A 20,461-nucleotide genomic window follows, 5' to 3' on the forward strand; every position below is an offset into this window, starting at 1 on the left:
CCGGCTAAAAGTAACTGACACCATTGGTCTTAAAGGGCAGGCCCAGCCCGCCGGCAACCTCGGCGATGAGCTCGGGGCAGAAGAAGTACCAGCTCAGCTGCGAAATCAGCGGTTCCCCGCCGGCATTGCGGACCCGCAGGACATCGGCCACCAGCTCCGGTTCCTCCGGAGCGTCCTTCTGCCGCTCCCACAGGAGGATGACTTCCTCGCCGTCGAACCAGTGGATGCTCGCCCGGTACAGCTCGGCGGCGTCCGGCCCGAAAGTGTGCGACAGCGATCCGGTGCGGATCTCCTCATGCCCGGTTTCGCTGACGTTGCCGATGACTTCGGTGCGGCCGGTGGAGAGGAACAGCCGGACCATGGCGTCGATGTCATAGGCGTTGAAGGCCTCGGTCAGTTGGCGCAGCACCGCCGCGTGGGCCGCGGGTTGCGTGGGCGCCGTGCCATCCTGAGGTCCCGGCGCCGGGTTGGCTCCCGCGTGCTTGCCCTGCGCCGCCTGCTTGGCCTGAGCCGCCTGCAGCGAGCTTCGCCCCCGGTGCAGGGCCGACTTCACGGCCCCGGTGGTGGTCTCGAGCATGCCGGCAATCTCCGCCAGCGGATAGGCAAAGACATCCTTGAGCACCACGCACGCCCGCTCCTGGGGAGGCAGCAGAAGCAGCAGCTGCCGCAGCGCCGACTCCACCTCCACCGCAGCCAGGGGGTCGGCGTCCTCGGTGGCGGGCAGGTCATGGCCGGGATCGGTCCAGTCCAGGGGTGAGGTCCGGCCGCTGCGCCGCCGGGCATCGATCCAGCTGTTCGTGGCGATCCGGATCAGCCATGCTTCAGCGTTGTGAATCGGCTCGTGGCGCCGGGACGCCTCGGCCAGGCCCCTGGTGAGGGTGTCCTGCAGCAAATCCTCGGCATCCCAGGTGTTTCCGGTCAGGCTGCGGCAGTACCGGTAGAGTGCTGCGCGCACCGGTTCCAGTGCCACGAGGAAATCCCGCCTGCTTTGCCGCAGCTCGCCGCGGAGCCTGCTGTCCAGTACCGGCACATCCGTTTCCAGCGTCATGTTGTCCTGCCCCTCATCTCCGCCAAAGCGGCTTCCTGAATTCCGAGCATGGCACTGCGCCATGCCTATATTCGGTAGACGCACGGAGCGGACAAAAAGATACGGAGGTGCCGGCCGGGCCACTGCCGCCTTCCGGCCCGGAAACACGGCTCCGTCCCGGCTGCTGCAGGGGCGGTGCTGTTGTAAAGTGGAAAGATGAACGCTTCCCTCCTCCTTAGGTAGCCGCGCACCGTCCGTGCGCGGCCAAGCCCCTTGCCTGCCGAGGGGCTTTTGTGTGTCTGGGGGATAGCTTGGCGGAACGTGAGTTTTATGCGGCGGGACCGGCACGGACCGGCAACCGCGGATCAACAGGATTTCTTTGAGGACAGAGGCGACAAGAGTGAGTACGCAGTCACAGACCGATGAGTCTGAAGAGGCCGTCTACAGTTTTGCGGACATTGAGCAGAAGTGGCCGGCCGTCTGGGATGAGCTGGGCGTTTTCAAGCCCGCCGACGACGGCTCCAAGGAACGCCGCTACGTGCTGGACATGTTCCCGTACCCTTCCGGTGACCTGCACATGGGCCATGCCGAGGCGTTTGCCATGGGCGACGTCGTCGCGCGCTACTGGCGCCAGCTGGGTTACGACGTGCTGCACCCGATCGGCTGGGACTCCTTCGGTCTGCCGGCCGAAAACGCGGCCATCAAAAACAACGCACACCCCAGTGACTGGACCTACCGCAACATCGACACCCAGGCGGCGTCGTTCAAGCGATACGCGATCAGTGTTGACTGGTCGCGCCGGATCCAGACCTCGGACCCTGAGTACTACCGCTGGACGCAGTGGCTGTTCAAGCGCTTCTACGAGCGCGGTCTGGCCTACCGCAAAAACTCCCCGGTCAACTGGTGCCCCAAGGACCAGACCGTGCTGGCCAACGAGCAGGTTGTCAACGGCGCCTGTGAGCGCTGCGGCACCCAGGTCACCAAGAAGTCGCTGAACCAGTGGTACTTCAAGATCACCGATTACGCCGACCGCCTGCTCGATGACATGGACCAGCTCAAGGGCCACTGGCCCGAGCGCGTGCTGGCCATGCAGAAGAACTGGATCGGCCGCTCCGAGGGCGCCCACGTCCGGTTCGCTATCGAGGCCGACGGCGACAAGCCGGCCGAGCAGGTCACCGTCTTCACCACCCGCCCGGACACCCTGGCCGGGGCCACGTTCTTCGTGGTCGCCGCCGACGCGCCGCTGGCCGTGGAACTGACCACGGACGAGCACATGGATGCCCTGCTGGATTACCGCGAGCAGGTCAAGGCCCTCTCGGACATCGAGCGGCAGTCCACCGAACGCACCAAGACTGGCATCTTCACCGGCCGCTACGCGGTCAACCCGCTCAACGGCGAAAAGTTGCCCGTCTGGGCCGCCGACTACGTGCTCGCCGACTACGGCACCGGCGCCATCATGGCCGTGCCCGCGCACGACCAGCGCGATCTGGACTTCGCCAAGACCTTCGACCTGCCCGTCCGTGCCGTCCTGGACACCGGTGAAGAGGATCCGGCAGAGACCGGCATTGCCACCACCGGTGAAGGCACCCTCATCAACTCCGGGACGCTGGACGGACTGCCGAAGTCCGAAGCCATCCCGGCCGCGGTCAAGATGCTTGAGGAGCAGGGCACCGGCGAGAAGTTCGTGAACTTCCGCCTGCGCGACTGGTTGCTGTCCCGCCAGCGTTTCTGGGGCACCCCCATTCCGATCATCCACTGCGAAAACTGCGGCGAGGTTCCGGTTCCGGATGACCAGCTGCCGGTCACGCTGCCCACCGGACTGCGCGGCGAGGCACTGGCCCCGAAGGGCACCTCCCCGCTGGCCTCCGTCGATGACTGGGTCAACGTCTCCTGCCCGACGTGTGACGGCCCGGCCAAGCGCGACACCGACACCATGGACACCTTCGTGGACTCGTCCTGGTACTTCATGCGCTTTGTCTCCCCGCACTACACCGACGGGCCGTTTGATCCTGAAGCGGCAAAAAACTGGATGCCTGTGGGCCAGTACGTGGGCGGCGTCGAGCACGCCATCCTGCACCTGCTGTACGCGCGTTTCTTCACCAAGGTGGTCCATGACATGGGCCTGCTGGAAGCCAGCGAGCCGTTCAGTTCGCTGCTGAACCAGGGCCAGGTGCTGAACGGCGGCAAGGCCATGTCCAAGTCGCTGGGCAACGGCGTTGACCTGGGCCAGCAGCTGGACAAGTTCGGCGTGGACGCCGTGCGCCTGACCATGATTTTCGCTTCCCCGCCGGAGGACGACGTCGACTGGGCTGATGTTTCACCGTCCGGCTCGGCCAAGTTCCTGGCCCGCGCATGGCGTTTGGGCCAGGCCGTGACCAGCGAACCCGGCGTGGACTTCTCCACCGGCGACAAGAAGCTGCGCGCGCTGACGCACCGCACCGTTGCCGACGCCACCGAACTGCTGGAGCACAACAAGTTCAACGTGGTGGTGGCCCGGACCATGGAACTGGTCAATGCCACCCGCAAGGCGATCGACTCCGGCGTGGGCGGAGCGGACCCCGCGGTCCGCGAGGCCGCCGAGACCGTCGCGATCATCCTGAGCCTGTTCGCCCCGTACACCGCCGAGGACCTGTGGTCCCTGCTGGGCCGCCCGGCCTCGGTGGCAAACGCCGGCTGGCCCGCCGTGGACGAGGCGCTGCTGGTGCAGGACACGGTGACCGCCGTCGTCCAGGTCCAGGGCAAGGTCCGCGACCGGCTCGAGGTGCCCGCCGACATCAGCGAGGAGGATCTGCGTGAACTGGCGCTGGCCTCCGAGCCGGTGAAGAAGGCACTGGACGGGCGGGACATCCGCACCGTGATCGTGCGCGCCCCGAAGCTCGTCAACGTCGTTCCGGCGTAGGCTGGCGCACGGACAAAAGGGCACGCAACAAACGGGCAAGCGGCACGGGGGACAGATGAACGCGGACTGGCTGGAGAAGCTGAGCCAGCGGGCGAAACGGGGGCGGCTGCGCGAGGCCGGAGCCGCCCGCGCACCCCGGGTCGGCGTCGTCACCGACTCCGCCGCCGCCCTGCCCGAAAACTGGGCCGCTTCGGCATCGGTGACTGAGCTGGTGCGGGTGGTTTCCATGCCGGTCATGATCGGCGACCAGATTTACGGCGAGGGCACCGACCGCATGATCGGCGCCCTCGCTTTGGCGTTGGCGCAGGGCTCGGACGTGCGGACGTCCCGCCCGTCTCCGGGACAGTTTGAGGCTGCGTATGCGGAATTGGCTGCCGCCGGCTGTTCCTCGGTGGTGTCGCTGCATTTGTCCGGCGAACTGTCCGGAACGGTGGATGCCGCACGGCTCGCGGCCCGCTCGGCGAGCATACCCGTCACTGTCATCGACACTGCGACTGTCGCCATGGGCGTGGGGTTTGCCGTGGCCGCCGCGGCGGAAACCGCGCGCGACGGCGGTTCGGCGGAGTCTGTTGCGGAAGCTGCCCGGGTTGCAGCGGCGTCCGCGAGCATCCTCTTTTATGTACCGAGCCTGGAGCAGCTGCGCCGCGGCGGCCGGATCAGTGCGGCCGCCGGCTGGTTTGGGACGCTTTTTGCCGTCAAACCCATCCTGGTGGTGCGCGGAGGCAAGATTGTCCCGCTGGAGCGGGTGCGCTCCGCACCGCGTGCCCTGCTGCGGCTGACCGAACTGGTACAGCAGGACATTGCCGCCCGGTCCGGGCGCGTGCGCGTTGCCGTGCACCATTTCGGCAATGAGGGTGAGGCCGAGCGGCTGGCCGGGACCATCACCGATGCTTCCCCCGACATCGAACTGACGATCTGCTCCCTGCCCGCAGTCCTTGCCGCGCATGCCGGTTTGGGTGTTTTGGCGGTGGCGGTGGCCGGAGAAACGGCGGCGCCCCCACACACGCCTGGTTTAGCGCACACGCCTGGCTCGCCGCCGGCGCCGGGTGAGCGGCCGGACGCGGGGCCGTCCTCCGGCCCCGAAAGCGGTTCGCGCGCGGGATAGCGGCGCGATCGGGGCTGGCCGGTGCGCTCTGTCCTGCACAGGCAGCCGGGATGCTGCTGTGCAGCAGGCCTTTCCCTCAGCGGTATTGGTGACGGCTTTGCGCGGTCCCGCCCGGGACTAGGTTTTGGGCATGGCAAACCACCGCTGGGAGACTTCCCCGTCCGTGCCGCAGCTTTTCCCACCGCGGCCCGGCCCGGAATTCCTCAAGGGCTCGGCGGCGCCTTCCGGAGAAGCCGAAGACAGTGGAAGCGCTGATAGCCGGGACGGGGGCGGACCACCTGCGGGGCGCCGGTGGCTGATGTCTTTTCGTGCTTCGGTCCTGGCTGTCAGTCTGCTGGTGGGTGCAGTCGCCGGGCTCATGGTCTTCAAGGGGGGTGGACCTCCTGCCGAGATTGCGAGCGTCGAACTGGATATCGTTCCCTCCGCTGCACCGGCCGAGGACAGTTCAGCCCCCGGCGCCGGAGAAGATCCTGCCGCCCCATCCCAGAGCCCAACCCAGAACGGTGATGAAGGCAGCGGACCTGCCGGAGCGCCAGCCGGCCCGACCGTTCTGGTGATCCACGTCGCCGGCGCAGTGACGTATCCCGGGGTGGTTCGGGTACCGTCCGGAAGCCGGACCGGTGATGCGGTGGACGCCGCAGGGGGAGCCGAGCCGGACGCAGACCTCACGGCCGTCAACCTTGCGGCTCCGCTGCAGGACGGAATGATGGTCATCGTGCCCCGAATTGGGGAGGAAGCGCCGCAGCCCGGTGCCGGGGTGTCCGGCGGCCCCGGTGTCCCCGGCAGTGCTGCCGGGCCAGATCCCGCTCCCGGGACAGAACAGGGAGCAGGCACTGAAGCACTGGTGAACATCAACACTGCTTCGGCGCAGGACCTGGATGCACTGCCCCGGGTTGGCCCGGTGATCGCAGAACGGATCATTGCCTGGCGCACTGAACACGGACGGTTTGCCCGTCCCGGGGATATTGATGCGGTGCCCGGCATCGGCGAAGCCATGCTGGCTGCCCTGCTGCCGCTCATCACGGTCTGACGGCTGCCCGGCCATGCCCGAACAGGAGGACAGCCGAAATCCGGACACGGTGAAGCACGGCAACCGCAGCCGCTGGCACCGGTATTCGGCGGCCGCAATTCGCGGTCCGGACCCGCAGCCATCCACTGGGAATTCGGCTGTGGCGGGTGGTATCTCAGCGGCTGGAAGCGTCCGGCAGCGTGCCGGGTCCTGGTACTCGAGCCGGCTTATGCAATGGATACGGGCGCGCGCCCCGGAAAGCCCGGTGGAAATCCAGCTCCAACCCCTGCTGGAGCTGCGGCTTGTGCCGGTGGCAGCGGCCGCATGGAGTGCCGCCGTGATTGCCGTGCGTAGTGAGGGCGGTATGGCCACAACCGCCGGCATCATCCTCGCAGGAGCAGCAACCACCCTGCTGGTACTGGTTTTGCTGGGCTTAACCGGGAAGACGGGAACCAGGCGGCCGGCCCCGGCTCCGCCTGGGCTGCTGACGACTCTGGCCCGGGCGGCAGCGGTGCCCATGGCAGCTGCCGCCGTCGTTTGCGTCTGTGCCGGAACGCACCTCGCCGAACGAACAGCAGGACCGATCGGCGCCGCCATCGCCGAAGGGGCAACCATCACGGGTAACTTTCGGGCAGTGACCGATGCGCGGGCCGCAGCCGCCGACGGGTTCAGCGGAAAACCCCGGTATCTGGTGGAAGCAGTGCTTGAGGAAGCCACCAGTGCCGGGCAGCGCTTCACATCGGCAGCGACGGTGCTGGTGATCGGCGGGGATGGTTTCGGGAGCGTTCATCTGGGTGACACCTTCAGTTCCTCAGGGGCACTGCAGGCGACTGATCCGGGGGAGCGTTCGGTGGGTGTTCTCTACGCAAACGGGGCGCCGCATGTCGTTGCGGCTGACGGCTGGTATGGAACGACTGCCCGCATCCGCACTGCCTTTGCAGCTGCCGCCGGCCGGCATCAGGGAGTGTACGGCAGTGATGCCGCCGGGCTGCTGCCGGGAATGGCGCTGGGGGACAGGAGCACACTCGATCCGTCGCTGGAAACCGCAATGAAGAACACCGGGCTCACTCACATTGTTGCTGTGTCCGGAGCCAACTGTGGTTTTCTCCTGGCTTTCGTCTTTCTTCTGGCCCGGACGCTGCGGTTCCCGCGTGGTGCTGCCGCCGCCGCGGGTGTCCTGGCGCTGCTCGGGTTCGTGCTCGTGGTCAGGCCTGACGCGAGTGTCCTGCGGGCTGCAGTCATGGGAAGTCTGGGAGCGCTTGCCGTTTTGTCCGGACGGGGGAAGCTGCCGGCATCCCTGCTGTGCCTTTCCATCACGGTGCTGCTTGCCGTGGACCCGTGGCTCAGCGGCAGCTACGCCTTCATCCTCTCGGTCCTGGCTACTTCGGGACTGATCCTGGTCGGGCCACGCCTGACAAAACTGCTGTCCGGCTATTTGCCCTGGCCGTTGGCGGCGGCACTGGCGGTGCCGCTGGCCGCACAGTTCTTCTGCGCTCCGGTCCTGGTGCTGCTGCAGCCGCAGGTCCCACTTTTCTCGCTGCCGGCCAACGTGGCTGTTGCTCCCGTGATACCCCTGGTGACAATTGCGGGCATGGCGGCAGCAGTGCTGGCGTCCACAGTCCCGATGCTGGCCGGTCCGCTCCTGATTGCCGCTGGTGCCGGAGCAGCCTGGACGGCGTTCATCGCCCGGTCCTTTGCTGCCCTTCCCGGATCATTGCTGCCCTGGCCCGGAGGAATGCCGGGGGCCCTCCTGATGGCCGCCGCGACAGCTGCCGGTGTCGGGCTGTTATGGCGGGCTGGACGACGGGATTCCCCCGACGGGTCCAAGCAGCAGGCGTCAGCCCCTGAACCTGCCATTCCCCCGTCGTTCTCCAAGCCAGCCGGTCGCAGGTGGCGCAACACCACAGCGGCAGCCACGGCACTCCTGCTCCTGCCGTCTGCGGCCGTTGTCGCCTGGGACCGGCTGGGGGCCGGGCCGGCACCCGGCACGTGGATGGTGGCTGCCTGCGATGTGGGTCAGGGTGACGGGCTGGTGGTGAACACCGGGCCGCACAGCGCCGTCGTCATTGATGCGGGCCCCGACCCGGAGGCAATTGATCGATGCCTCCGTCAGCTGGACATCAACACTGTGGACCTTTTCATCCTCTCCCACGCCCACCTTGACCACTACGGCGGCGCTGCCGGCGTCCTTCGGGGGCGCCGTGTGGACCGGATCGCGTATTCCACCGCCGAGCAGCAACTTTACGGACCTCTCCGGGACGTGCTTGACGAGTCCGGAGTGGAAACGGTCCCACTCAAAGCAGGAATGTCCTCCACCGCTGGAGCAGTGCGGTGGGAGGTCCTGTGGCCGCCTGGGAACGGTGCAGTGCAGGGGACTGAGAATGACGCCAGTGCCGTTGTCCTGTTTACTGTGGGCGGGGACGGCAGCGGGCATGGATCCCAGACCGCCGGGCCCGGTGTCACGCTTCTGCTCACCGGAGACATCGAAGAGGAGGCTTCAGCGCGGCTGCTGGCCGCCAACGCGCGTTTGGCGGACGACGGCGTCGACGTGCTGAAGGTGGCACACCACGGCGCCCGGAACGGCGGCACGCAGCTGATTGAAGAGCTTCAGCCCAGTGTTGCACTGATCTCGGTTGGTGCCGGCAACGACTACGGACATCCCGCTCCATCGATCCTTCGGTCCCTGCAGGAAACGGGGACCGTCGTGGCCCGAACGGACCTGCTGGGTTCGGTTCTCCTCGAGATGGACGGCACAACGGTGCAGCTTCGACGCTTGGATGGTGGATAGAACCCGCAGAACGCGGACGAAAGCCTGACCCGGCAGCAGCCGGCCCGAAGCTCGCGGCCCGGTCCGGACGGGTAGTGTTGGAGTGTCCCCAAAGTAGTTCCGCCGTCTCATCCCAGGAGTCTGTTCGCTGTGAATCCGGCCGTCCCGTCCGCAAAGCGAAGCACCGCGAAATCCGCCGGCAAGTCCACAGGCAAGGTTGTCTCCTGGCGCGAGGTGGAACCGGCACCCGTGGTGCTGCTGAGCGGCCCCGAAGATTACCTGGCCGGACGTGCCATGGAACGGATCCGGGCCACGCTGCGGCAGGACCAGCCCGACACGGAGCTGGTCCGCATGGACGCTTCCACCTATGCCGCCGGTGAACTCACGCTGCAGTCCAGCCCCTCGCTGTTCGGGGAAGCAAAACTCATCGAAGTTTCGAACCTGGCCGCGATGAACGACGAATTCCTCACCGACACCCTGACCTATCTTTCGGACCCGTCGCCGGACGCCGTCCTGGTGCTGCATCACGGCGGCGGTAACCGCGGCAAAAAACTGCTCGACGCCGTGAAGGGAGCCGGTGCCCCCGTGGTGGAATGCCAGCCGTTCAAAAAGGACGCCGAAAAACTGGACTTCGTGGCGCAGGAATTCAAAGCAGCACGCCGGAGAATTGATCCCTCGGCATCACGGGCACTTGTCGCCGCTGTCGGATCCAAGCTGGCTGACCTTGCAGCGGCCTGCCGGCAGTTGATCAACGACGCCACCGGCGAGATCAGTGAAGAGCTCGTCGAGAAGTACTACGGCGGACGGGTGGAAGCCACCGCGTTCAAGGTGGCGGATGCGGCGCTGGCCGGACGCGGCGGGCAGGCTCTGTCCATGCTGCGCCATGCCCTGGACACCGGCGTCGACCCTGTACCGCTGGTCGGAGCACTGGCGATGAAGGTGCGGGCCGTGGCCAAGGTTGCCAACCTGCGCGGATCCTCGGCTTCGATGGCTAAGGAACTGGGCATGGCCCCGTGGCAGGTGGACCAGGCGCGCCGCGATGCCCAGCACTGGTCGCAGGAATCCCTGATTAAGGCCGTGCAGGTGCTGGCCGAGGCCGACGCGCAGGTCAAGGGCGCCGGACGGGATCCGGTCTACGCCGTTGAGCACGCCGTCACCGTCATTTCCCTCGCCGCAGCCGGACGCTAAACCGGGGTAACCCTGCCGGGCAGGCGCCCGGCAGGTCCGGTCACCGCGAGGATCCCGCTGCAAACATCCCCGCTAAAGAACCATCCCCGTTAAAGCAGTCTGGCCGGCCCCCGCGGGGACCGGCCAGACCGATAAGACTAAAGCAAAAACAGCTGCTTAGAGCGCGCTGACCTTCTTGGAGATGGCCGACTTGCGGTTTGCAGCGTTGTTCTTGTGGATAACACCCTTGCTGACGGCCTTGTCCAGCTTGCGGCTGGCAGTGGCCACCGCTGCGACTGCTGCATCCTTGTCGCTGGCCTTCAGGGCTGCGTCAACGGAGCGGATTGCGGTCTTCAGCTCGGACTTCACCGAGTTGTTACGCATGCGCGCCTTCTCGTTGGTGAGGATGCGCTTCTTCTGGGACTTAATATTGGCCACTTATATAAACTCTCTTTGTATTGCGGACTTGGTCGGTGAGGGAATTTCAGCCCAGACATTGACTGAGCGGCGTGGGGATACCGTAATGGCGCCTGAACTGAAGTGCCCGTCGACCTGCGCGGACACACAGCAATAAATGTTAGCAGAACTTGGGCGCAAGCGCCCGTTCAGGCCGTCAACGCCCGGCGGTGCACGGGCTCCACGCGGTCCTGGAAGGCTCAGCCGCGGGCCGCAAATGCCTTCCGGACCCGTTCAAACGCTGCCGGAGACAGGACCGCCCCCTGCCGGCGGACGGAGGCCGGGTCCAGCTGGAGCACGCGGTCAACCTTCACTTCGCTGGGCCTGCCCTGCGCATCCCAGGATCCGGTGCCCACGTCCACATAGTCCGGGTCGGATTCCCGGCCGTTATTGCGGTCCCGCGTGGTCATCATCAGGGCCAGCAGGCGTTTTCCGCTGTGGCCGATCAGCAGCACCGGCCGGTCCTTGCCCTGGGAATAGTCATCCTCGTAGGGAACCCATGCCCAGACAACCTCGCCCGGGTCAGGGGATCCGTCGGGTGATGGAGCGTACCGGGGGATAACCTTTCCGCGGTAGTCACCGGGATAGGACGCCGGCGCCTTCCCCGGTGATGATGACCGGCCCGCGGACGCCTGGCTTTTGCCCGGCGTTGACGGCGACGACGGCGAAGACTTTTTCGGTCCCGAAGCCCGGCTTTGCGGAGCGGATCCCGTGCGCCTGCGCGTCGGGGCGGACCTGGAGGTTGTCCGGGGTGAACCGGAGGAACCCGGCCCGCCGGCTCCGGAACCCGAGAGCAGTCGAAGGGCGGTGCGGGCGAGGGACAGCAGAGAGCGGCTGGAGAAGGACATGACCCCACGCTATTACGTTCCGCGGTTCCAGCACGGGCCGGCATTCGTGGGAGACTGTTAATTCAGCAGTTAAACCACCAGGAAAAACCGACGAACCGCGCTTAGACCGGTTCCGGCGCGCGGCCTTGAGCCCGCGGCCGCCGTGAAGTCCTGTGAACAGTAAAGGAACCGCCACAGTGTCACCTATGGCCCGCTTCTCACCGGTGCCTGCCGCGACGGATCCGGCGATCATCAGAAATTTCTGCATCATCGCCCACATCGACCACGGCAAGTCCACCCTGGCCGACCGCATGCTCCAGTCCACCGGAGTTGTTGAGCACCGGAACATGAAGGCCCAGTACCTGGACCGCATGGATATCGAGCGTGAGCGCGGCATCACCATCAAGTCGCAGGCTGTTCGCATGCCGTGGGAGCTCGACGGCGAGTCCTACGCCCTGAACATGATCGACACCCCGGGCCACGTGGACTTCACCTACGAAGTGTCCCGTTCCCTGGCCGCCTGCGAAGGGGCAGTGCTGCTGGTGGACGCCGCCCAGGGCATCGAGGCCCAGACGCTGGCAAACCTGTACCTGGCGATGGAAAACGACCTCACCATCATTCCGGTCCTGAACAAGATCGACCTCCCGGCGGCGCAGCCGGAGAAGTACGCCGAGGAACTGGCGAAGCTGATCGGCGGCGATCCGGAGGACGTGCTGCGGGTCTCCGGCAAAACCGGTGTGGGCGTCGAAGCCCTGCTGGACCAGATTGTCCGCGAGATCCCGGCACCGGTGGGCGATCCCAACGCTCCCGCCCGCGCCATGATCTTCGACTCCGTGTATGACACCTACCGCGGCGTCGTCACCTATGTCCGTGTGGTGGACGGCAAGCTGTCGCCCCGTGAGCGCATCCAGATGATGTCCACCCGGGCCAGCCACGAGCTCCTGGAGATCGGTGTCAGCTCCCCGGAGCCCACCCCGTCCAAGGGACTGGGCGTCGGCGAGGTCGGCTATCTCATCACCGGCGTGAAGGATGTCCGCCTGTCCAAGGTGGGCGACACCGTCACCAACCTGGCCAAGCCGGCCGAGAAGTCCCTCGAAGGCTACGCCGATCCCAAGCCCATGGTGTTCTCGGGTCTGTATCCCATCGACGGCGCCGACTACCCCGTGCTGCGTGACGCACTGGAAAAGCTGATGCTCAACGATGCCGCGCTGGTGTACGAACCCGAGACGTCAGCAGCGCTGGGCTTCGGCTTCCGCGTGGGCTTCCTGGGCCTGCTGCACCTGGAAATCACCCGTGAACGGCTCGAGCGAGAATACAACCTGGACCTGATCTCCACCGCGCCCAACGTGGAGTACGAGGTGACGCTGGAGGACAAGAAGGTCGTCACGGTGACCAATCCCAGCGAGTACCCCGAGGGCAAGATCAAAGAGGTCCGCGAACCGATGGTTTCGGCTACGATCCTGGCGCCGAACGAATTTGTCGGCGCCATCATGGAGCTGTGCCAGGCCCGCCGCGGCGTCCTGGGCGGCATGGACTACCTCTCCGAGGACCGGGTGGAAATCCGGTACCGCCTGCCGCTGGCCGAGATCGTCTTCGACTTCTTCGACATCCTCAAATCCAAGACCCGCGGCTACGCATCGCTGGACTGGAAGGCCGACGGCGAACAGGTCGCCGACCTGGTCAAGGTGGACATCCTGCTCCAGGGCGAACAGGTGGACGCCTTCAGCTCCATCACGCACAAGGACAAGGCATACTCCTACGGCGTCATGATGACCGGCAAGCTCCGCGAGCTCATCCCGCGCCAGCAGTTCGAGGTGCCCATCCAGGCGGCCATCGGATCCCGGATCATCGCCCGCGAGTCCATCCGCGCCATCCGCAAGGACGTTTTGGCCAAGTGCTACGGCGGCGACATCAGCCGTAAGCGCAAGCTGCTGGAAAAGCAGAAGGAAGGCAAGAAGCGCATGAAGATGGTGGGCCGCGTCGAGGTTCCCCAGGAAGCCTTTGTTGCCGCACTTTCCTCCGACGAATCCAAGGACAAAGCCAAGAAGTGACACCAAGCGCATTGCCCCTCGGGGATCCGGCACCCGCCGACGGACTGCTGCCCGCACAGGCGGCGGAAGGAGCAGCGGACCGGAACTTCGGACTCTACGTCCACATCCCGTTCTGCTCAGTACGCTGCGGCTATTGCGACTTCAACACCTACACCGCCACCGAACTCGGCGGCGGAGCGTCGCAGGCCGCCTACGGCGGCACGGCGGAGCAGGAAGTGCGCTTCGCCGCCCGCGCGCTGAAGGCCTCCGGGCTCCCGGACCGGAAGATGGGAACAGTCTTCTTCGGCGGCGGCACACCCACTCTGCTGCCCGCTGAGGACCTTGCCGGCATCCTGAAAACGGCGGTTGACGCGTGGGGGCTGGAGCCCGGCGCCGAAGTCACCACCGAAGCCAATCCGGACTCCGTGACGCCGCAGTCCCTGCAGCTGCTGGCCGACGCCGGGTTCACCCGGGTCTCCTTCGGCATGCAGTCGGCCGTTCCGCACGTGCTCGCGGTCCTGGACCGCACCCACACGCCGTCGCGCGTTCCCGAGGCCGTGAAATGGGCGCGCGACGCCGGTCTGAAGGTGAGCGTGGACTTGATCTACGGCACGCCGGGGGAGTCCCTGGCGGACTGGGAAGTTTCCGTCAAGGAGGCGCTGAGCTACGAACCGGACCACATCTCGGCGTACGCGCTGATCATCGAGGACGGCACCAAGCTGGCGGCGCGGATGCGGCGCGGCGAAGTGCCGCCGATCGACGACGATGACCACGCGGACAAGTACCTCATGGCCGACGAAATGATGACGGCGGCCGGATTGTCCTGGTATGAAGTGAGCAACTGGTCCCGGACGCCGGCCGATCAGTGCCGGCACAACCTGGCCTACTGGCGCAGCGACGACTGGTGGGGCATCGGTCCCGGGGCCCATTCCCATGCCGGCGGCGTGCGCTGGTGGAACGCCAAGCACCCCACCGCCTATGCGCAGCGGCTCGCGGCCGGCGAATCTCCGGCGGTTGGCCGTGAAACGCTCGACGCCGAAACCCGGTATGTGGAAGACGTGATGCTGCGCACCCGGCTGGCCGAGGGGCTGGACCTGTCCCGGCTGAAGGACTCCGGCCGGCTCGCCGTGGCCGGACTGATGGCTGACGGGCTGGTGGATCCGAAAGCCGCACTGACCGGCCGCGTGCTGCTCACGACCAAGGGCCGGCTCCTGGCTGACGCCGTCGTGCGCCGCCTGCTGCCGGACTAAGCACCCGGACCAAGCGCCCGGGCTACGCACTTCGTACACATAAGAGGACCCCGGATCGGCAGTTATGCCGGCCCGGGGTCCTCTTTGTGTGTGTCCGCGGAGGCTACTGGATGCGGCGCAGGTTCAACCGGTACCGGTACGGACGCCCGCGGTTGACCTCAATGCCGGCCACCACCGAGGAAACGGCAATGGCCACCCACAGCAGGGCATTCAGGATGGCGAAAACCCAGCCGACCACGGGAATGAAGGACAGCAGCCACGCCACCAGGGCAATGATCGTGGGAGGCAGCGTGAAATTCAGTGCTTCCTTGGATTCCTGTGCCGTGAAGGGGCCGCGGTCGCGGAAGACCAGGAAGATGACCAATGACGGGATGAAGCCCAAAATACCGCCGAAATGAGCCATGGTTGCCCACTGCCGGTCCTCGGAGGCGGTCAGGGGCAGCGCATTTGCCGGAGCGCCCTGGTAGGCGGGACGAGTTCCGGAACCCCTGTCGTCGGGATGGGGCTGGTTCTGACGGATGTTCGACACTGCTGTTTCCTTTGTGACTCTGGACGCCCGGGTCTATGCCTTGTGGGTTCGTGCTTGGACTCGAGGTGCCGGTGAGACTGTGCGGATCGGATCGGGTCGGGTCGGGTGGGTGTTGCTCTCTACGTTCATCTAGATTACTGGCAACCGGGCACCTCCCCGGTACACGGCGCGGCCCGCGGGTCGCTACGGAACTGTCAGGAAGTCGATGACTTCCTCCACACGGCCCAGCAGTGAGGGCTCAAGATCGGCATAGGAGGTCACGCTTCCCAGCAGCTTCTTCCAGCCCAGAGCCACGTCAGTGTGGTCACGGTGCGGCCAGCCCAGGCCCTTGAGGATGCCCGTCTTCCAGTCCTCGTGCCGGGGGACCACAGGCCATGCGGAGAGCCCGATGGTTTGAGGTTTGATGGCCTGCCAGACGTCAACGTACGGATGTCCGACGATCAGCACGTTGCCGCGGGCGCCGGGGTGCTTCATGGCGTCGGCGGCAATGCGGGATTCCTTGGATCCGGCCACCAGATGGTCCACCAGGATGCCCAGCCGGCGTTCCGGGCCGGGGTTGAAATCGCGGACGGCGGCATACAGGTCATCCACACCGTGAAGGGGCTCGACGACGATTCCCTCCACGCGCAGGTCATCACCCCACACCTTCTCCACCAGTTCGGCGTCGTGCTTTCCTTCCACCCAAATCCGGCTGGCCCTCGCGGTGCGGGCCCGGGTGTTCTCCACGCGGAGGGAGCCCGACGCCGTCCGGCGGGATGCCGGCGCCTGCGCCTTTACCGCGGGAACCACTTCCACCGGCTCGCCGTCGAGCAGGAATCCGAAGCCCAGCTCAAAGGACTTCGTCTTGCCCCGCCGGTCCTCGAGCACCATCAGGTGCAGACCGCCGGACTTCTCCACCCGGACCACCGCGCCAACCCATCCGGTCTGCACGTCCTCGAGCACCAAACCCGACTCCGCTCCGACTTTGGGCAGGGATTTCCGGGCCGGAGCACTGATGTCCTGCGGCCCCCACGAAAAGTTCGACACGGGTGTTTCCTCGCTTTGGTTGGTTCCGGTGCTGCTGCCAAATGCACGTCCGGCACATGAGCGGCACGGGCCACTCAATGCTAGCAACGACCCCGATCCGTACTAGACTTAGCACTTAGGCATGGTGAGTGCTAACCGGTTACCGCCGGAAGGCAGGGAGCGGCAGGGAACCGGCGGCGAAGAACCAGACGGCCATCAGCGAGGGAGGGAAAACCATGAGTGAACCACGCAGACTCGAGGTGCTCCGGGCCATTGTTGAGGACTACGTCCACTCGCGTGAGCCCGTGGGTTCCAAGGCGCTGGTTGAGCGGCACCAGCTGGGGGTATCAAGCGCAACCATCCGCAACGACATGGCAGCCCTTGAAGAGGAAGGGCTGATTGTCGCGCCCCATACCTCGGCCGGACGCATTCCCACGGACAAGGGCTACCGCCTGTTCGTTGACCGGATTTCCGATGTGAAGCCGCTGTCGGCGGCTGAGCGGAAGGCCATCCAAACCCTGCTGGAGGGCGCTGAGGACCTCGACGACGTCATGGAGCGCACCGTCCGGCTGCTGTCACAGCTCACCAACCAGGTGGCCGTGGTGCAGTATCCGCATCTGGGCAACGCTCGGGTGCGTCACATCGAATTTGTGCTGCTGGCACCGGCACAGGTGCTGGTGGTGCTGATTTCAACCACCGGCAGGGTGGAGCAGCGCGTCATCACGATGCCGGACCAGGTGGCGGAACCGGACCTGCTGGACCTGCGCCAGCATTTCCTCGCCGCACTGAGCGGAACCCCGCTGACCCGGATCACCGGGCAGCTGGCTGAATGCCTGGCGACGGTTCCGGCCCAGAAGCGGCGCAACGCCAGCGCCCTGGCCCGAAGCCTGGAGCAGCTGGCCGGAATCAACCGGGAAGACCGGATGGTGATGGCGGGGACCGCCAACCTGGCGCGGTCCACCGTAGACTTTCCCCTGACGATTGGCCCCATCCTCGAAGCGCTCGAGGAACAAGTGGTCATGCTTCGTTTGTTGTCTGAAATGGAGCAGGACGCCCGGGGCGTTTCGGTCCGGATTGGCCGGGAGAACCCCCACGGTTCCCTGGCGGAAGCATCAGTGGTGGCAACCGGATATGGTCCGGACTCCTCGGCCAAGGTGGGAGTGCTGGGACCAACCCGGATGGACTATCCCAACACCATGGCAACAGTCCGCGCGGTGGCCCGCTATCTGTCCCGGATACTGAACAACTAGAAAAACGTTAGAGAATACAGCAGCAGTCGCCGGTTCCGGCCCGCCTGAGGGCGGGCCGGTTCCGGCGGGAGTCTCCGAAGCGGAGACGACGCCGCAGAAGCGGACACTGCAACTTACAGGAAGCGATGTGCACGAGTGAGCGATCACTACCAGGTCCTGGGTGTCGGACGCGACGCCACGGGCGAAGAAATCAAGAAGGCGTACCGGAAGCTTGCCCGCAAGCTGCACCCGGACGTTAACTCCGCTCCCGGAGCGCAGGACGAGTTCAAGGCCGTTACGCACGCCTACGAGGTCCTGGCGGACCCGCAGAAGCGCCGGATCTACGACACCACCGGCAATGAAAACGGCAATGACAACGGTTTTGGCGGCGGAGCCGGCTTCGGCGGCCAGGGCTTTGGCTTCCAGGATATTTTCGACACGTTCTTCGGCGGAGCCGGAGCGGGCGGCGGCCGTGGCCCGGCATCGCGCACCCGCCGCGGCCAGGACGCCCTGATCAACGTGCGGATCGACCTCAAGGACGCCGTCTTCGGCACCAACAAGAAGATCGAGGTCGACACCGCCGTCACCTGCCCGACGTGCGACGGCAGCTGCTGCCAGCCCGGCACGTCACCGCGGACCTGCGACATCTGCCACGGCACCGGGCAGGTGCAGCGCGCGGTGCGCTCCATCCTGGGCCAGGTCATGACCAGCGCCCCGTGTGGTTCCTGCCAGGGTTACGGATCCGTCATCCCCGACCCCTGCCACGAATGCGCCGGCGAGGGACGCGTCCGTTCGCGCCGCTCACTGAACATCAAGATCCCGGCGGGTGTTGCCACCGGTACGCGCATCCAGCTCGGCGGACAGGGCGAAGCCGGCACCGCCGGCGGACCGCAGGGAGACCTGTACGTGGAGATCCGGGTTAACGCCGATCCAACGTTTGTGCGTGAGGGAGATGACCTGCACGCCACGTTGACGGTCCCCATGACCGCTGCCGCCCTAGGCTCGTCGATCAACTTCGAAACGTTCGACGGCGACCGCGAAATCACCGTCAAGGCGGGCACCCAGTCCGGTGAAATCACCACGCTCAAGGGCCTCGGTGTTACCCACCTGCGCGGCTACGGCCGTGGAGACCTGCTGGTCCACCTGCATGTTGAAACCCCGCAGAAGCTGGACGCGGAGCAGGAGGAACTGCTCCGCAAGCTGGCGCAGCTGCGCGGCGAGGAATACGCCGAGGGCCGCCTGGCCAGCAGCGGGACCGGCGTCTTTGCCCGGCTGCGGGACCGGCTGGGCAACCTGTAACGCATGACCAACCCCATTTTCTTCGGTGATCCGGGCGCGGTGCGCGCTGCCGTGCCCGGATCCGTGGTTGTCATCGAGGGCCCGGAGGCCCACCATGCCGTTGCCGTGAAGCGGCTTGCCCCGGGAGAACCGGTGGATATCGTGGACGGCGCCGGACGGCGGCTGTCGGGAACAGTGTCCGCCGCCTCGCCTGCACGGCTGGAAGTCAGCGTGGAAACCGTGACCGAAGAGGATGCAGCAACCGAAACACTGATCCTGGTCCAGGCCCTGGCCAAGGGCGGGCGCGATGAACAGGCCATCGAAGCGGCCACCGAACTTGGCGTGGACCGGGTCATACCGTGGCAGTCCGAACGCAGCATCGTCCGCTGGCGCGCCGACAAGGCAGCGAAGGGGCAGGCAAAGTGGCAGGGCATTGTCACCGCCGCGGCCAAGCAGTCCCGACGGTCAGCCATCCCGCCGGTCGAAGACATGGTGGAATCAAAAGCGCTGGCGGCCCGGCTTGCAGGCGTGGACCTGGTGCTGGTGCTGCATGAGGAGGCCGACGGCGCCCTGGCCCCAACGGTTGCCGAGGCGCGCGGACGCGCCGGGGACCGGCCCCTGAGCATTGCGGTGGTGGTTGGCCCCGAGGGTGGAATCAGTGCCGGGGAAGTGGAGCTGCTGCGCTCCGGCGGGGCGGTGGCAGTGCGGCTGGGAGCGCACGTTATGCGCTCCTCGACCGCCGGTCCGGCCGCGCTTGCCGGATTGAACCTGGTCCTGGGGCGCTGGTAGCCGCTGCTGCGGCAGCTATTCCTGCGCGGCTGACCTGACTATTGCGCGGCTGACCTGATTACTGCGCGGCTGAGCTGATGCTTACCCGCTTGGAGTCCTCGTTGGCGCGCCCGGTCCCGTGGAAGACGCTCACGTTGTACTCACCGGCGGGCAGTTCCACCGTGAAGCTGAAGAGCGACGGGCCGCCCGTGGACGCTTCGAGATCGGCGTAGCCGCTTTCCAGGGCTTCCTCGGCGGGCCGTCCGTCAACTATGGGCTCCACGCGCCAGGACAGCTGGCCGCCTTCGGGTACTGCCGTTCCCTGCACAGTGAGCGCGGACTGCGAACCGGCACCCTCCTGCGGATCGATAATCCAGATTGGCGCCATCAGCGCAGGGTCCCGTTTTAGCGGGCCTTCCAGGACCTCGTGGCCAAAGGCGTTGTAGCCGGCTTTGCCGTCCACCAGCAGCACCACCGATGCCGGGTGGCCAACCGTGGTCAGTCCCGCGTTCGATGCCGCGGCGGTGGCGGTGTACACCAGCTGCTGGACGGCACGGTGCGCCATTCCCGCATCCATGGAGGTATCGAACGCGTCCTCTGAGATGTCCACAGTGATGACGTTCTTGCCGGATATCGACGCGCTGACGGTGCCCGCCTTCTTCCACGGATTAAAATAGTCCGGGTCCGACGGTGTGCCTTCGGTCATCGCGAGCACGGCTTCACCGATGGGGTCGCCGCCCTTCTCGGCCGGCTGGAATTCCCGGTACAGGTGCACATCGGAGCCGTTGAGCCCCAGCCAGTACACCGGAATCCGGCCCGGAGCCGGCTTTCCCTCCGACGGGGGAGTGGCGGTCAGCGGGGTGGAAAGAGTGCCCCCCGCGGCGTCTCCGAAGGAGATGGGCATGGTTGTGGTGGGGGTTGCCGCCACCACTCCACACCCGCTAAGGAGGAGCGAAGAGGCAGCCAGCAGACCGAGGCCTGCCCGGCGGTTCCGCAGCCAAAACTGGCGGTGCGCAGTGCCCATGCCGTCCTCCCTTCGCTATTCGTCGCTTCCCAGCTTGGCATACGGAAAACGCCCGATCCCCGGTCTTGACCATCCTGCGACCGGACTGAGA

16 protein-coding genes are annotated in these 20,461 nt (G+C 66.3%); 10 read left to right on the forward strand and 6 right to left on the reverse strand.

Annotation, left to right across the window (positions count from 1 at the left end; all coding sequences use genetic code 11):
• Positions 1-4 precede the first annotated feature (4 nt).
• Positions 5-1,048, reverse strand: coding sequence for an RNA polymerase sigma factor (locus tag AAE021_RS05010; RefSeq protein ID WP_342024519.1), 1,044 nt, complete (start codon positions 1,046-1,048; stop codon positions 5-7).
• Positions 1,049-1,400: 352 nt separating this feature from the next.
• On the opposite strand from AAE021_RS05010, the gene leuS reads away from it, so the two are divergent.
• The 5 genes from leuS to holA all read left to right on the forward strand — a co-directional run bounded on the left by leuS (position 1,401) and on the right by holA (position 9,995).
• Entirely contained in the window at positions 1,401-3,926 is a 2,526-nt protein-coding gene (leuS, locus tag AAE021_RS05015; RefSeq protein WP_425362468.1) for a leucine--tRNA ligase, read from the forward strand.
• 55 nt (positions 3,927-3,981) lie between these two features.
• Positions 3,982-5,031 (forward strand): DegV family protein, encoded by a 1,050-nt coding sequence (locus tag AAE021_RS05020; RefSeq protein ID WP_342024521.1) that lies wholly within the window; start codon positions 3,982-3,984, stop codon positions 5,029-5,031.
• Positions 5,032-5,329: 298 nt separating this feature from the next.
• Positions 5,330-6,061 (forward strand): helix-hairpin-helix domain-containing protein, encoded by a 732-nt coding sequence (locus AAE021_RS05025; RefSeq protein WP_342024522.1) that lies wholly within the window; start codon positions 5,330-5,332, stop codon positions 6,059-6,061.
• A gap of 244 nt (positions 6,062-6,305) precedes the next feature.
• Complete coding sequence (locus AAE021_RS05030) at positions 6,306-8,828, forward strand: ComEC/Rec2 family competence protein (RefSeq protein ID WP_342024523.1); 2,523 nt, start codon at positions 6,306-6,308, stop codon at positions 8,826-8,828.
• Positions 8,829-8,957: 129 nt separating this feature from the next.
• Complete coding sequence (holA, locus tag AAE021_RS05035; RefSeq protein ID WP_342024524.1) at positions 8,958-9,995, forward strand: DNA polymerase III subunit delta; 1,038 nt, start codon at positions 8,958-8,960, stop codon at positions 9,993-9,995.
• A 156-nt stretch (positions 9,996-10,151) separates the two neighbouring features.
• On the opposite strand, the gene rpsT is transcribed toward holA, so the two are convergent.
• Both rpsT and AAE021_RS05045 read right to left on the reverse strand, forming a co-directional pair.
• Positions 10,152-10,412 (reverse strand): 30S ribosomal protein S20, encoded by a 261-nt coding sequence (gene rpsT, locus AAE021_RS05040; RefSeq protein ID WP_342024525.1) that lies wholly within the window; start codon positions 10,410-10,412, stop codon positions 10,152-10,154.
• A gap of 218 nt (positions 10,413-10,630) precedes the next feature.
• Positions 10,631-11,278: a type II toxin-antitoxin system PemK/MazF family toxin gene (locus tag AAE021_RS05045; protein WP_342024526.1), complete on the reverse strand. Its 648-nt coding sequence runs from the start codon at positions 11,276-11,278 to the stop codon at positions 10,631-10,633.
• Positions 11,279-11,454: 176 nt separating this feature from the next.
• On the opposite strand from AAE021_RS05045, the gene lepA reads away from it, so the two are divergent.
• Positions 11,455-13,308 (forward strand): translation elongation factor 4, encoded by a 1,854-nt coding sequence (lepA, locus tag AAE021_RS05050; protein WP_342024528.1) that lies wholly within the window; start codon positions 11,455-11,457, stop codon positions 13,306-13,308.
• The gene (hemW, locus tag AAE021_RS05055; RefSeq protein ID WP_342024529.1) at positions 13,305-14,537 is read left to right on the forward strand and encodes a radical SAM family heme chaperone HemW; all 1,233 of its coding nucleotides are present in this window, start codon (positions 13,305-13,307) and stop codon (positions 14,535-14,537) included. Before lepA ends, hemW begins: the two co-directional genes overlap by 4 nt.
• 103 nt (positions 14,538-14,640) lie before the next feature.
• Here the strand turns inward: hemW and AAE021_RS05060 are convergent, their stop codons facing one another.
• Together AAE021_RS05060 and AAE021_RS05065 are read right to left on the reverse strand one after the other, a co-directional pair.
• Positions 14,641-15,057 (reverse strand): DUF4870 domain-containing protein, encoded by a 417-nt coding sequence (locus tag AAE021_RS05060; RefSeq protein WP_342025321.1) that lies wholly within the window; start codon positions 15,055-15,057, stop codon positions 14,641-14,643.
• 192 nt (positions 15,058-15,249) lie between these two features.
• Positions 15,250-16,092 (reverse strand): DUF3097 domain-containing protein, encoded by an 843-nt coding sequence (locus AAE021_RS05065; protein WP_342024530.1) that lies wholly within the window; start codon positions 16,090-16,092, stop codon positions 15,250-15,252.
• A gap of 215 nt (positions 16,093-16,307) precedes the next feature.
• Here AAE021_RS05065 and hrcA point away from each other — a divergent pair, with 215 nt between their 5' ends.
• The 3 genes from hrcA to AAE021_RS05080 all read left to right on the forward strand — a co-directional run bounded on the left by hrcA (position 16,308) and on the right by AAE021_RS05080 (position 19,367).
• The gene (hrcA, locus tag AAE021_RS05070; protein ID WP_342024531.1) at positions 16,308-17,321 is read left to right on the forward strand and encodes a heat-inducible transcriptional repressor HrcA; all 1,014 of its coding nucleotides are present in this window, start codon (positions 16,308-16,310) and stop codon (positions 17,319-17,321) included.
• Positions 17,322-17,456: 135 nt separating this feature from the next.
• A complete protein-coding gene (gene dnaJ, locus AAE021_RS05075; protein ID WP_342024532.1) occupies positions 17,457-18,599 on the forward strand; it encodes a molecular chaperone DnaJ in 1,143 nt (380 codons plus the stop codon).
• Between the two features lie 3 nt (positions 18,600-18,602).
• Positions 18,603-19,367, forward strand: a complete 765-nt coding sequence (locus AAE021_RS05080) for a 16S rRNA (uracil(1498)-N(3))-methyltransferase (RefSeq protein WP_342024533.1) — start codon at positions 18,603-18,605, stop codon at positions 19,365-19,367.
• A gap of 58 nt (positions 19,368-19,425) precedes the next feature.
• On the opposite strand, the gene AAE021_RS05085 is transcribed toward AAE021_RS05080, so the two are convergent.
• Positions 19,426-20,370: a GerMN domain-containing protein gene (locus AAE021_RS05085; protein WP_342024534.1), complete on the reverse strand. Its 945-nt coding sequence runs from the start codon at positions 20,368-20,370 to the stop codon at positions 19,426-19,428.
• Positions 20,371-20,461 lie beyond the last annotated feature (91 nt).

Origin of the sequence: Arthrobacter citreus (genome assembly GCF_038405225.1) — a bacterium.
Taxonomy (GTDB): Bacteria; Actinomycetota; Actinomycetes; order Actinomycetales; family Micrococcaceae; genus Arthrobacter_B; species Arthrobacter_B citreus_A.